Genomic DNA, 12,326 nt, shown 5'->3' on the forward strand with positions numbered 1-12,326 from the left:
GATGTTGTCCTCAGAATCCGATTGAGCGCAGGTAGTTCAGGCTGGCGGTGACATCAGCCAGGCTGGTGTCGGCCTGGCGTGGGTCACGTTCCTGTTCGATGGTGATCCAGCCCTGATAGTCACGTTCGGCCAGCAGCGCGCGCACCGCCGGATAGTCAATCGTGCCCTGCCCCAGCGGACACAGCACGCCTTCAGCGCAGGCGCTAAAAAAGTCGAGCCCGCGCGTAATCGCGTCGCGCCAGCGCGCATGATTAACGTCTTTGAAATGCAGGTAGTCGATACGCGTCCAGTAACGTTGCAGTGCTTCAATCGGGTCCATACCGGCATAGTAGAGATGGCCGGTATCAAGGCATAAACCAGCGACCTGATGCGGAATATCATTCACCAGCCGCGCCAGTTCATCAGCAAACTCGATATAACCGCCGACGTGCGGATGGATCACCGGCCGCACGCCATACTCCTGCCAGGCGATCTGACTCAGCGTGGTGATGTGCTGCATCATGCGTTGCCACGCCTCATCGGAGAGTCGCGGCGCTTTGTCTGACTGACCAGCATATTTCGCCCGCAGCGGATTGCCGAAATCGATAATCACCAGGTAAGGCGCTGGCGCATTGGTTGAGTGGCTTTTCGCGGCGGTCGGCACCCGCGCCAGGTTGCGGCACAGGTTATGCGTCAGCGTCACCAGCGAGGGAAAATGCGCTTCGCTGACTAAGTCATCAAAAAGCGTGCCCGCCACCAGCGACAGCTGATGGTCATTAAGCTGCCGGGTCAGTTCTTCGGGATCGGTGGGCAAATAGCCCCAGGGTCCCAGCTCGATACTGCGGTAACCCGCCTGGGCGGCTTCGGTCAGCACTTTCTGCCAGGGCGGCAGAAACGGATTATTCGGATCGTCAACGCCCCAGCTGCAGGGCGCGTTTGCAATATGTAGGGTCATGATATCTGCCTTTATGGTAAGGATCGCAGGCAGTATCAAATAAAAATTTCATCCCAGACAACAATGAAAGTTTCATTTTTTGATAGAGATCGCGTTTAAATATTTCATTTCATGATAGTTTTTTATCATAACCGCTCTATCTGGCGGATTTTACAGGTTTTCCCGCGTCACCACCTCAAACGGCAGCGTGACCTGAGCAAAGTGATCGCGCTGTTCCGTACCGCCGTTCAGGCATGTGGCGATCACCACATCGGCCATCACATCAAGCCGATGGCGCAGCATCAGCGATATCGTGCCGTCAATCAGCGCCAGTTCATCGCCGGGTAGCGGACCGTGGCACAGCAGATCAATCTGGCGACGTCCACTGTCACGCAGGGCCTGTACCACGCCCTCAATGCCGCCGCAGGGCGCATAGATCATCACCAGATCGTCATGCGCCGCCAGTAACTGCCGGGTTGCCTGATAGCCGCCCTCATTGGATTCGTGGGTTTTTAACGGTTCGAGTACCCGCTGACTGACGCCCGACTCGCGCAGGTAAGAGCGGAAGCTGATCTCACAGCGCTCCTGGCAGGTAAAGCGATGGTCGCCCAGCAGCACGCCGACGCATCCCGGCTGCCGCAACAGGTGCTGTGCCATCCATCCGGCGGTGCGCCCCGCTTTCTGGTTATCAATGCCGATAAAACCGGCGTGCTCACAGGGCGAGAAATCTGACAACAGCGCGTAAACCCGCACGCCCAGCCGCGACACATCCTGAATCGCGTGACGAATCAGCGGATGATCCAGCGCCACCAGACCAATCACATCACAACACTGAGCCAGCTGGCGCAGAGAGCGAGCCACCGCCTCCACTTCGTGAATATCGTGCCAGCGAAATTCGGTTTCGCTGCCCGGCGGCTGATGCCCGCGCGCCCGCTGTTGCAGCGCTTCACTCAATTGCTGATAAAACGAATAACGGGCCGGCAGCAGGATAAAACCAAAGCGCAACTGAACCGCTGCCGATTGCGCCGCCGGCAGGCTGTACGCCGCAGGCAGCCGATAACCAAGCTGCCGGGCCGCCGCCAGCACCTTCTGCTCGGTTGCGCTTCGCACCGGCGCACGGCGGTTCAGCACCCGATCGACCGTCGCAACCCCCACGCCTGCCGCGTGAGCAATTGCCGTCATGGTGACTTTTGACATCCATCCTCTCCCTGTATCACTTCTCGTTTACCGTCACGGGATAACTCCCTGACAATATCTGCGCTGCTCTGGCACCAGAAAGTCACGGCTGCCGCAAGCCCGATCATTTTCTCTCATTTATTTGATAGGAAACACCTCATTATTTTGATCCCCTTCGCAAAATGAAATATTTATTCCTTTTTGGATTCTGTTTAAAACGGGCATTTGCTAAAACGGGGATCAATCTGACGCTAAACCGCATGATGGAATCCCATCATCGAAACAATAGAGCGGTGGCAGCAGGCTTCCTATAGTGGGGTTCTGACTGGACCCTGCACCGATAACAAGGACTGGCTATGTTTCCTTCAACGCTTCCTGCCCCACGCTTACCTGACGCCCGAACCCTGCCGCCGCTACGCTGGGGAATTATCGGGCCCGGCTGGATTGCCGATCACTTTGCCCATGCGCTGCGTCATCACACCGATCAGCAACTGACGGCGGTGGCAGCACGCAACCCGGCCAAAGCGCAGGCGTTTGCCGAAAAATGGTCGATCGCTTATGCGGCCAGCAGCATGGATGCGCTGCTGGCACGGGATGATGTCGACGCGGTGTATATCGCTACGCCACATAACCACCATTTTCCGGATGGCCTGCGCGCTATCGCGGCGGGAAAGCATCTGCTGATTGAGAAGCCGCTGGCGCTGAATGCGCAGCAGGCGACTCAGCTGAAGCAGGCGGCGGCGGCCCGTAATCTGTTGTGCATCGAAGCGATGTGGTGCAACTTCGCGCCAAAATATGACGTGATCCGTCAGTTGCTGGCGGATGGCGTGCTTGGCGATGTTCATACGCTGATCGCCGATCATGGCGAATATTTTACCGCGGATCACCGCATCTTTAATCACGATCTGGCTGGCGGACCGATGCTGGATCTCGGCAGCTATCTGGTGGCTCTTAGCGTATTTATCGGTGGCGGCGCACCCGACAGCATCATCGCCCAGGGCCAGCCGGTGCCGGGCGGCAGCGTAAACGGCCAGACCTCAATGTTGCTGACCCATCATCACGGTATGCAGTCACTGCTGAATACCACGCTGTTCAGCAACACGCCAGGCGGTGCGGTGATTGCCGGGCGCGATGCCAGCCTGGTGCTGGACGGTCAGTTCTACGCGCCGGGTCACTTTCGCCTGACCTCCAGCGATCGACGCCATAGCCTGCAGTGGCAAGAGCCTGCCAACCGCTATCAGCAACTGTGCCATGAAATCAACCACTTCGCCTGGTGTATCGGGCAGAACCTGATCGACTCACCGAACCATCCGCTCGATCAGGCAATCACCACCTTAGCCATCATGGATAACGTCAGACAGCAGATCGGCGTCACGTTTAATGAAGAACAGCAACCTTAATGTTTCCGGAGCAGACAGATGAAAATCGCTTTTGATGTGGATGTGATCAAAGACCTGGGCATCACCCGCATGGTCCATCAGGTGGCTGACTGGGGATATAAATATATCGAACAGTCGCCGCATCCGCAGATCAACCCGTTCTATAAGCATCCCAAAGCCAGCCGTGAAATCATGACGGAATATAAGAATGCGCTCAACGCCACCGGGCTGGAGATCTCCTCGTTTATCGTGGTCTATCGCTGGTCCGGTCCGGACGAACTCCGCCGTCAGGCCGCGGTGAAGAACTGGAAACGGATGATTGAGATTGCGGTTGAGATGGGTGTGCAGGTGATCAACACCGAACTCTCCGGCACGCCTAACGAGCCGGAAATTTGTGAAGAGATGTTTTATCGTTCAATGGATGAACTGCTGCCGATTATCGAACGTGAAGGTATCCGCATCGAGATTCAGGCGCACCCGTGGGATTTCTGCGAAGAGAACAACGAAACGGTGGATATCGTGAAGTCGTTCCGCAGTGATAACGTCAAGTATATCTACAGTGCGCCGCACACCTTCTTCTATGACAAAGGCAAAGGCGATGTGAAACCGATGCTGGAGTATGCCGGTGATGACCTGTCACACATGCTGATCGCGGACACCATGAACCACACCAAACATTGCCGCTACATCGTTAACCCGCCTGGCGTTGATGCCACGATTCACCAGCATGTCGGTGTCGGCGAAGGTGAAGTCGACTTCGATACGCTATTCCAGACGCTGCGCGACACTCACTTTGCCACACGCAGTTACAAAGTCGGTGGCGAGCCGATCATCGCCGCCTCGCTGTTTGGTTATCCGGAGAAAATGAAGGTGCAGGCGGTACAAACCCGTGAACTGATTGAGCGCGAATTACTGAGCAAATAACCTCGCTGGCCGCCACTGGCCGCGCTTTGCCTCTTCTCTGCCCGCCTCGCCGTCCGCGCGGCGGGCACTATTTGCCCGTCGTCTCTCACTTCTCCCCCAGCCGATAACCCGGACGACAGACAATTTGTCAGACCGCGATCACCGCCAGCAGAGTTAAACCGGCTTTTTTTCACCTGCTACACTCCAGACAAACATCACACAAAGGCGAACCTTCACTATGTCGGAAAATGCATATCAGCCCGCAAAAGTCTGGAACTGGGACCCTGAAGCAAAGGGCAACGGCGCGAAAACCAATCGTCCGTTCGCTGGCCCTACCCATGAAAAAGCGTTGCCGGTCGGCAAGCACCCTTTGCAGCTCTATTCGCTCGGCACCCCGAACGGCCAGAAAGTGACTATCCTGCTGGAAGAGTTGCTGGCGCTGAACGTGATTGATGCCGAATATGATGCCTGGCTGATCCGCATTGGCGAAGGCGATCAGTTCTCCAGTGGTTTTGTTGAAGTAAATCCCAACTCCAAAATTCCGGCGCTGAGTGACCACTCCGCCACGCCGCCGATTCGGGTATTCGAGTCGGGCAATATCCTGCTCTATCTGGCGGAAAAGTTTGGCTACTTCCTGCCAAAAGATCTGGCGCAACGCACCGAAACGCTGAACTGGCTGTTCTGGCTGCAAGGCTCCGCGCCTTATCTGGGCGGCGGTTTCGGCCATTTCTATCACTATGCGCCAGAGAAAATTGAATACGCCATCAACCGCTTTACCCTGGAAGCCAAACGTCAGCTCGACGTGCTGGATCGCCAGCTGGCGGACCATCGCTACCTCGCCGGTGACGATTACACCATCGCCGACATCGCGACCTGGCCGTGGTACGGCAATCTGGTGCTGAACGACCAGTATGGTGGCGCTGAGTTCCTCGATGTGCAGTCCTATAAAAATGTGGTGCGTTGGGCGAAAGAGATTGCCCAGCGACCTGCCGTGATCCGTGGCCGCAAGGTTAACCGTGTGATGGGCGACCCGGCCGATCAGCTGCATGAGCGTCATGATGCATCTGACTTTGATACCCAGACCCAGGATAAAAAAGCTTAAGGAGACACCCTGTGAGTGCTTACGTCGTATTTATTCGTGATAACACCCTGAACGATGATGAAATGGCGATCTACGCCGAGAAAGCGGGCCAGGCACGCGGCGATCATCCGATCACCCCGCTGGCTTTTTATGGCGAGCTGGAAACGCTGGAAGGTCAGGAAGCAGAAGGCGTGGTGATTCTGGAATTTCCAACCCGCGAAGCGGCACACGCCTGGTATGACAGCCCGGAATATCAGGCAGCCAAAGTGCATCGCCTGAAAGGGGCCAACTACCGCGCGATCCTGGTTCAGGGTGTCGAGAAATAAAAAAGGGACGCCGTCGCGTCCCTGAATGTGCAGGCGGCAACGCTGCCGCCTGCATCCGTTACTCCAGTCCGATCCGTACCACGCTGTCCAGCCCCTGACTGCTGTGATCCGGGTTAACGCCCTGTTTCACCGTGACATACAGTGTCTGACCATCAGGCGACACCAGCAGACTGTTGGGATGGCCGTCGAACGACCAGCTATTTTTCACTGCATAGGTGGTGCCATCCAGTTGCAGCACTTTCTTCGACTCACGCTGACTGATGTAGATCTCATTGCGCTTGCCGTTGAATTTAATTCCCAGCGAATCCCCCAGATCCAGCCGCTTAATCACCTTACCGCTGCGCTCATCGAACACCAGCGTATTTTTTGCCTTTGAATTATCGGTGACAAACAGCCGGCCGGTCGCCGGATCTTCCGCCATATTGAGGAACAGATACTCTTTGCCGTCACCTGCGGTCAGCCGCTGTTCAATTTTGTTATTCCGCGGGTTGATCACCAGGATTTCGCCGCTGCCGTTGGCGGCATAAATTCTATCGCTGACCGGGGAATAGATGATGCCGGTGACCCATTTTCCGGCATTTTTGATGCGGGTTTTCAGCGTCAGGGTTTTTGCATCGACCACCCAGATGAGACCGGGATCGCCTACGCCGCCGACATACAGCAGCCCATCGTGCAGGAAAATTTCCCGCGTCCCGAACGGCAACCCTTTTTCATTTTTCTCACTGAACATCAGGCGCTTCAGCACCTTACCGCTTTCCGGATCGATTTGTGAGATGCCGCCATCGAGCGAATTGGTGGTATAGAGCGCGCTGCCGTCGGGTGCGCTAATCAGACCGAAGTTTTTCAGGTCGTAATGCCCTTCGCCGGTGGTCTTCAGGGTCGTGGCATCCAGCCGATAAATCATGCCGCCGCTGACCTCTTTGAAGCCCTGCGCGCTGGCCACATAGAGTGCATTTTTGGCGGGCAGATAAGCCATTTCGTACAGGCCTTCACCCAGTTCGCGTTGCGTCAGTTTGCCCTGACCTGAGGTTTCCAGCGTGACAGGCGTGCTGGTGTCTGCTTTTCGCGCCGGGAACTGACAGGCCGTCAGGCTGAACGTGGTGGCAATCGCCAGAACGAGTGCCGCTTTACGCGGGCTGAACAAGGTTTTCATTCTTAACTCCAGTAAGAGGCGAACGGCTTCCGTCAGACCGCGGCGCGGCGGGAAGGCTCAGAACAAAAAGAATGAGAATCATACGCATTAGAAAAAAAGATGTAAACGCAGCGGCACTACCGTCGCCATTGCGGATTTTGCACTGTATGCCGGTAGCGGGTCCGCCATCGCAGCGTCACGCTCCGACCGGCAGCAGTTGCTGTTGCAGAAACGCAACGAAGGCGCTGATGCGCGCAGGCAGCTGGCGTTGCGCCTGCCAGACCGCGAAAATATCGCCATCTGGTGCCTGCCAGTCTGGCAGCACCGGCAGCAGATCGCCCGCATCAATGCTGTGCTGCGCATCCCACCACGAACGCAGCAGAATGCCGTGTCCATCCATCGCCAGCCGCATCGCTACTTCACCATCATTGGTCACCAGGCTGCCGCGCACTTTCTGGCTGAGGCTCTGCTCACCGCACGTCAGCCGCCACAGAGTGAAATCGCTGTCGTGCTGGCGCAGCAGAATACAGTTGTGCTGCGCCAGATCGCGTACCGTCTCTGGCAGGCCGTGTCGGGCAGCGTAGGCCGGAGAGCAGCAGAGAATGCGCGGATTGGTGCGGAGCTTTCGCGCCACCAGCCGCGAGTCGGGCGGTTCGCCGACCCGGATATCAATGTCCATGTGCGCATCGAGAAAATTGAGCGGCTGACTGGTGAGCTGCAGTGACAGTGAGAGTTGCGGATGTAGCGCGGCAAACGCCGACACGCAGGGAGCGATATGGCGACGGCCAAATCCAAACGAGGCGTTAATGTTGAGCGTGCCGCGCAGTTGCGCCGTCTCGCCGCTCACCGCCTCTTCCAGCGCCGCCAGCTGATCCAGCAACGGACGCGCGCCCGCCAGATAACGGCGTCCTTCCGGCGTCAGCTCCAGCCGTCGGGTGGTGCGACGCAGCAGTTGTACCCCGAGCCGCTGCTCCAGCTGGCTCAGTCGTTTACTGACGGCAGCCAGCGATAGCCCGAGTTCACGGGCGGCGGCGGTCAGGCTGTCCAGCGCGGCAAGCCGCACGAAGAAAGCCAGGTCGTCGGTTGAGGTGCGGGATTCTCTACTTTGATTCAACACTGGATTGCGTTTCAGGCTCATTATTTCCCCGGAATCGACAGTTATACTGCGTACACAATTCGAACATCAACCGGAAAGGTGCCCTGTGACTGACAAAATCCATCGTATTGCCGTAATTCCTGGCGACGGTATCGGCAAAGAAGTGATGCCGGAAGGCATCCGCGTGATGAATGCGGCGGCGGAAAAATTCAATATTCCGCTGCGCTGGGAGTGGTTTGATTACGCCAGCGCCGACTACTGGCAGCAGCATGGCAAGATGCTGCCCGACGACTGGTTTCCGCAGCTGAAAGCGTTTGATGCCATCTACTTTGGCGCGGTCGGCTGGCCGGAGGTGGTGCCTGACCACGTTTCGCTGTGGGGATCGCTGTTGCAGTTCCGCCGCGAGTTCGATCAATACGTCAATCTGCGTCCGGTGCGCCTGATGCCGGGCGTTAAAGCGCCGCTGGCCAACCGTCAGCCGGGTGATATCGACTTCTATGTGGTGCGCGAAAATACCGAAGGTGAATACTCCAGCGTCGGCGGCACTATGTTCCCCGGCACCGATCGCGAGGTGGTGATCCAGGAGACGGTGATGACCCGCACCGGGGTCGATCGCATCCTGAAATTTGCTTACCAGCTGGCGCAGAGCCGCCCGAAAAAACACCTGACTTCCGCCACCAAATCGAACGGCATTGCCATCACTATGCCTTACTGGGATAGCCGGGTTGAGGCGATGGCCGGTCAGTTCCCCGAGGTTCGCGTCGATAAGTATCACATCGATATTCTCACCGCTAATTTCGTGCTGCATCCGGACTGGTTTGATGTGGTGGTCGCCAGCAACCTGTTTGGCGATATCCTCTCCGATCTCGGTCCGGCCTGTACCGGCACCATCGGTATCGCGCCGTCGGCCAATATCAACCCGGAAGGCCACTTCCCGAGCCTGTTTGAACCGGTACACGGGTCTGCGCCGGATATCGCCGGTAAAGGCATCGCCAACCCGATTGGGCAGATCTGGTGCGGGGCAATGATGCTGGAGCATCTGGGCTACAAGGCGGCGGGTGACGCGGTGTTAGACGCGATTGAACGCACGCTGGCCGCCGGTGAGCATCTGACGCGCGATCTCGGCGGCAGCGCCAGCACCGAACAGCTCGGCAGTGCCATCGCCGCCGCGCTGTGAGTTAGTCCGGCAGCTGCACCACGCTGTCGGGATGCCAGCCTGGCGGTAACGGCTCCGGCCGCACGATCGCCAGGTTGTGCAGTTGCAGGTTCTCCACGCCGCGCGCAAACAGTCCCGGCAGACCGCCGGGATAGCGCTCTACGCCAAAGGCTTCGCCGGTTTTCGGATCGAGCTTATAGGCGTTATCCAGCCCCATGCCGGTCGGTGAATCGGGATTACACGGCGGCCGGATGTCATACTGACCCTGCGCCACCTGCGCCACGCTTTGCCGCAGTTGCACCTGGCTGATTAGCACATCGCGGATCCAGCCCGGCTGCGCCGCATGCAGGTTAATCGCCCCTTCTGCTACGCCCGTCAGATTACTGAACTGCACCTGCTCCACGATACCGGGCGCAATCGCCGGATCGCGACTCCGCACCGAGATAAACAGCGGGTCGGCTTTACCCCAGTGGCACGGCGGCGCATGGTGACAGGCAAAAGTGAGATTGCTGAACAGCAGACGCCGCATCGCCCCGCCGTCGCGTGACAGAATGCCAATCGCCCGATTGGAATCGAAAATGGTGCAGCCGGTCACCGTCACATCCTCCACATCATCCCAGGTTTCGGTGCCGATCTTAAAGGCGCAGCTGTAACTGCGCAGCAGGCAGTTGGTGATCATAATCTGCCGCGCCGGACGCCGCAGCGCCGCAGGCTTGTGGGTGGTCTTGATGCAGATGGCATCATCGGCGGCGCTGAGGTAGCTGTTACTGACAAACACCGCTTCGCAGCTGTCGATATCGAGCGCATCAGTGTTCGGCATGGTCATGGCGTTGTCGATGGTGAGATGATCGATATGCACATGGCGGCAGCTCACCAGATGCACCGTCCACATCGGGGCCTGCACGATGGTGAAATCTTCCAGCCTCACCTGCTCACAATCTTCAAAAACGAGGATACGCGGGCGGTCGGCACGCGGCAGACGATAGCCCTGCTCATCACGTTCGGCGGCAAACCAGGCTTCGCCATCGCCATCAATGCGACCGGTGCCGCTGATAGTAATGTTGCGCTGGCCCAGGGCGTAGAGCAGCACGTTGTGTGACTTCTCAGCGCTGCTCAGCGCCTGTACCGGCTGATAATCGGCCAGCCGCTGGCTGGCGATCAACACCGCACCCGCTTCGAGGTGCAGTTCAAAATCAGAGGGCAGCGTCAGACAGCCGCTGCGATAACGTCCGGCAGGCAGCGTCAGGCGGCCACCACCGGCCGCGGCAATCTGATCCATGGCGCGTTGCAGCCGCGCGGTATCCAGCGTTTCGCCGTCGGCGGCAGGATGAAAATCGGCAAGGGAAAGGTGCATCATGCGTCTCCCGCAGGATTGAGGAGGAGGAATTGCAGCACGTTGCGGCGCAGTAAACCTTTGTCTGGTCGCCATTGCGCCGTTCCGTGCCGACGCTCACAAATTACTTCACGGCACCTTCGGTCACACCGCTGATAAATTTGCGCTGGAAAATCAGGAACACCGCCACCAGCGGCATAATCACAATCATCGCGCCCGCCATCAGCACCGGAATGTCGATGGTGTTTTTATTCTGAAAGAACATCATGCCAATCGGCAGGGTACGCAGCTCATCTTTGTTGACCAGAATCAGCGGGATCAGGAACTCGTTCCAGGTCCAGATAAACAGCAGCAGACCCAGCGTGGAGAGCGTTGGCCAGATCGCCGGAACCAGGATGCCCCACAGAATTTTGACCCGCGAAGCCCCATCCATCACCGCCGCTTCCACCAGCTCTTTCGGCACCTGCTGAAAGGCACTGGCGATCATCAGGGTGGTAAAGGGTAGCGACAGCGCAATCTGCGGCAGGATCAGCGCCAGATAGGTGTTGGTCAGCCCCATCCAGCGCAGCTCGTGATAGAGCGGGATGATAAACGCCTCGCTCGGCAGCACCATGCCCAGCGCCAGCATCGCCGCGATCGCCTTTTTACCGGGGATCTTCAGCCAGGCAAAGCCAAATCCGGCCAGAATCCCCAGCAGCACGCTGCACAGCACCACCGGGATCACCACCAGCACCGAGTTGAGGAAGTAGACGTTAAAATGTCCCTGCTGCCAGGCGGTGAGATAGTTTTTAAAATTAAGCGAGGCGGGCAGCGTGAAGACGCCCTGAAACAACTCCATCTGGGTTTTGAACGAGGTCATCAGCGCCATCAGAAACGGCAGAATGGTCATCAGCGCCACGATCCAGATCAGCGCGCGTGAAATCACCGGCGTACTACGCATCAGTACCGCTCCTTTAAGGCCAGGTGAATCAGGTAGTTAATCCCTAATACAATCAGCATGCTGAACACCGCCACCGACGAGGCATAGCCAAAGTAGTGCAGGTCAAACCCCTGCTTGTACATAAAGATATTGGTCACCATGGTCGACGTACCCGGTCCGCCCTGCGTCATGACATAGACCAGGTCAAAGGCTTTCAGGCTGGCGATCACCGTCAGCAACAGGGCAATCCGCACCTCAGGCCGCAGGCCAGGCAGGGTAATGCGCATAAACTTCTGGCGACGCGACGAGCCATCCAGATCGGCCGCTTCCAGCAGCGAAGGGTCCATTCGTTGCAGGCCCGCCATAAACAGCACCAGACAGAAACCGAAGAAGTACCAGGTGGCGACCAACCCGACCGCCGGCAGCGCCCAGGTAAAATCGCCGAGCCACGACATCGCCAGCTGCGGCAAACCGATAGCCCGCAGTAGCTGATCGATCGGGCCAAACGCCGGGTTATAGAGCCAGCGCCATACCACGCCCAGCACCGCCATTGGCATGATATAGGGCAGGAAGAAGAGGATGCGCAGCACGCTGCGTTCGCTGTTGTTGCGGGTGTCATACAAAAAGCTACACAGCAGCAGACCGATGCTAATCGGCAACAGGGTGTAGAACAGCATCAGGATGGCGTTATTGCCCAGCGCGATCCAGAACACCGGATCGCTGAACATCCGCAGATAGTTGCTGACGCCGCTGAACACTGGCAGCGAGGTGCCGTCCCATTCGGTGAAGCTGATGCCGAGCGAGGCCAGCAGCGGCAACAGCAGAAACACCGCATAGACCAGCACCGCCGGCAGAACATAGAGAAAATTACGCCAACCGCTTAAATTCAACATAACCGTACTCGTGGCTCAG

12 protein-coding genes are annotated in these 12,326 nt (G+C 57.8%); 5 read left to right on the top strand and 7 right to left on the bottom strand.

The window, feature by feature from the left end; translation table 11 throughout:
- Window positions 1–10 precede the first annotated feature (10 nt).
- Window positions 11–934 carry a TIM barrel protein gene (locus WFK59_RS13025; RefSeq protein ID WP_336755952.1) on the bottom strand — a complete coding sequence of 308 codons (924 nt, stop codon included), beginning with the start codon at window positions 932–934 and terminating at the stop codon, window positions 11–13.
- A gap of 150 nt (window positions 935–1,084) precedes the next feature.
- Complete coding sequence (locus tag WFK59_RS13030) at window positions 1,085–2,110, bottom strand: LacI family DNA-binding transcriptional regulator (RefSeq protein ID WP_233985517.1); 1,026 nt, start codon at window positions 2,108–2,110, stop codon at window positions 1,085–1,087.
- 335 nt (window positions 2,111–2,445) lie between these two features.
- On the opposite strand from WFK59_RS13030, the gene WFK59_RS13035 reads away from it, so the two are divergent.
- The 4 genes from WFK59_RS13035 (at window position 2,446) to WFK59_RS13050 (ending at window position 5,778) form a co-directional block, all read left to right on the top strand.
- Complete coding sequence (locus tag WFK59_RS13035; RefSeq protein ID WP_336755953.1) at window positions 2,446–3,489, top strand: Gfo/Idh/MocA family protein; 1,044 nt, start codon at window positions 2,446–2,448, stop codon at window positions 3,487–3,489.
- Window positions 3,490–3,507: 18 nt separating this feature from the next.
- Complete coding sequence (locus WFK59_RS13040; RefSeq protein WP_233985519.1) at window positions 3,508–4,392, top strand: sugar phosphate isomerase/epimerase family protein; 885 nt, start codon at window positions 3,508–3,510, stop codon at window positions 4,390–4,392.
- Window positions 4,393–4,609: 217 nt separating this feature from the next.
- A complete protein-coding gene (gene yghU / locus WFK59_RS13045) occupies window positions 4,610–5,473 on the top strand; it encodes a glutathione-dependent disulfide-bond oxidoreductase (RefSeq protein ID WP_233985520.1) in 864 nt (287 codons plus the stop codon).
- Window positions 5,474–5,484: 11 nt separating this feature from the next.
- Complete coding sequence (locus tag WFK59_RS13050) at window positions 5,485–5,778, top strand: DUF1330 domain-containing protein (RefSeq protein ID WP_233985521.1); 294 nt, start codon at window positions 5,485–5,487, stop codon at window positions 5,776–5,778.
- 58 nt (window positions 5,779–5,836) lie between these two features.
- Here WFK59_RS13050 and WFK59_RS13055 read toward each other — a convergent pair whose 3' ends face one another.
- Together WFK59_RS13055 and WFK59_RS13060 are read right to left on the bottom strand one after the other, a co-directional pair.
- Window positions 5,837–6,931, bottom strand: coding sequence for a YncE family protein (locus tag WFK59_RS13055; RefSeq protein WP_336755954.1), 1,095 nt, complete (start codon window positions 6,929–6,931; stop codon window positions 5,837–5,839).
- Window positions 6,932–7,106: 175 nt separating this feature from the next.
- Window positions 7,107–8,048 (bottom strand): LysR family transcriptional regulator, encoded by a 942-nt coding sequence (locus WFK59_RS13060; protein WP_233985523.1) that lies wholly within the window; start codon window positions 8,046–8,048, stop codon window positions 7,107–7,109.
- 64 nt (window positions 8,049–8,112) lie between these two features.
- Between WFK59_RS13060 and WFK59_RS13065 the strand changes: the two genes are divergently transcribed.
- Window positions 8,113–9,183 carry a tartrate dehydrogenase gene (locus tag WFK59_RS13065; RefSeq protein ID WP_262287796.1) on the top strand — a complete coding sequence of 357 codons (1,071 nt, stop codon included), beginning with the start codon at window positions 8,113–8,115 and terminating at the stop codon, window positions 9,181–9,183.
- Window position 9,184: 1 nt separating this feature from the next.
- Here WFK59_RS13065 and WFK59_RS13070 read toward each other — a convergent pair whose 3' ends face one another.
- The 3 genes from WFK59_RS13070 to WFK59_RS13080 all read right to left on the bottom strand — a co-directional run bounded on the left by WFK59_RS13070 (window position 9,185) and on the right by WFK59_RS13080 (window position 12,307).
- Window positions 9,185–10,516 carry a glycoside hydrolase family 28 protein gene (locus WFK59_RS13070; protein WP_233988231.1) on the bottom strand — a complete coding sequence of 444 codons (1,332 nt, stop codon included), beginning with the start codon at window positions 10,514–10,516 and terminating at the stop codon, window positions 9,185–9,187.
- A 103-nt stretch (window positions 10,517–10,619) separates the two neighbouring features.
- A complete protein-coding gene (locus WFK59_RS13075) occupies window positions 10,620–11,435 on the bottom strand; it encodes a carbohydrate ABC transporter permease (RefSeq protein WP_094122209.1) in 816 nt (271 codons plus the stop codon).
- The gene (locus WFK59_RS13080) at window positions 11,435–12,307 is read right to left on the bottom strand and encodes a carbohydrate ABC transporter permease (RefSeq protein WP_094122208.1); all 873 of its coding nucleotides are present in this window, start codon (window positions 12,305–12,307) and stop codon (window positions 11,435–11,437) included. The genes WFK59_RS13075 and WFK59_RS13080 overlap by 1 nt, the downstream gene beginning before the upstream one ends.
- Window positions 12,308–12,326 lie beyond the last annotated feature (19 nt).

This window comes from Pantoea sp. USHLN298 (assembly GCF_037149395.1).
Classification (GTDB): Bacteria; Pseudomonadota; Gammaproteobacteria; order Enterobacterales; family Enterobacteriaceae; genus Pantoea; species Pantoea astica.

Coding starts and splice junctions, on each gene's coding strand:
- WFK59_RS13030 (WP_233985517.1), bottom strand. CDS start 2,110: ATGTCAAAAGTCACCATGACGGCAATTGCTCACGCGGCAGGCGTGGGG.
- WFK59_RS13070 (WP_233988231.1), bottom strand. CDS start 10,516: ATGCACCTTTCCCTTGCCGATTTTCATCCTGCCGCCGACGGCGAAACG.
- WFK59_RS13060 (WP_233985523.1), bottom strand. CDS start 8,048: ATGAGCCTGAAACGCAATCCAGTGTTGAATCAAAGTAGAGAATCCCGC.
- WFK59_RS13080 (WP_094122208.1), bottom strand. CDS start 12,307: ATGTTGAATTTAAGCGGTTGGCGTAATTTTCTCTATGTTCTGCCGGCG.
- WFK59_RS13025 (WP_336755952.1), bottom strand. CDS start 934: ATGACCCTACATATTGCAAACGCGCCCTGCAGCTGGGGCGTTGACGAT.
- WFK59_RS13040 (WP_233985519.1), top strand. CDS start 3,508: ATGAAAATCGCTTTTGATGTGGATGTGATCAAAGACCTGGGCATCACC.
- WFK59_RS13055 (WP_336755954.1), bottom strand. CDS start 6,931: ATGAAAACCTTGTTCAGCCCGCGTAAAGCGGCACTCGTTCTGGCGATT.
- yghU (WP_233985520.1), top strand. CDS start 4,610: ATGTCGGAAAATGCATATCAGCCCGCAAAAGTCTGGAACTGGGACCCT.
- WFK59_RS13075 (WP_094122209.1), bottom strand. CDS start 11,435: ATGCGTAGTACGCCGGTGATTTCACGCGCGCTGATCTGGATCGTGGCG.
- WFK59_RS13035 (WP_336755953.1), top strand. CDS start 2,446: ATGTTTCCTTCAACGCTTCCTGCCCCACGCTTACCTGACGCCCGAACC.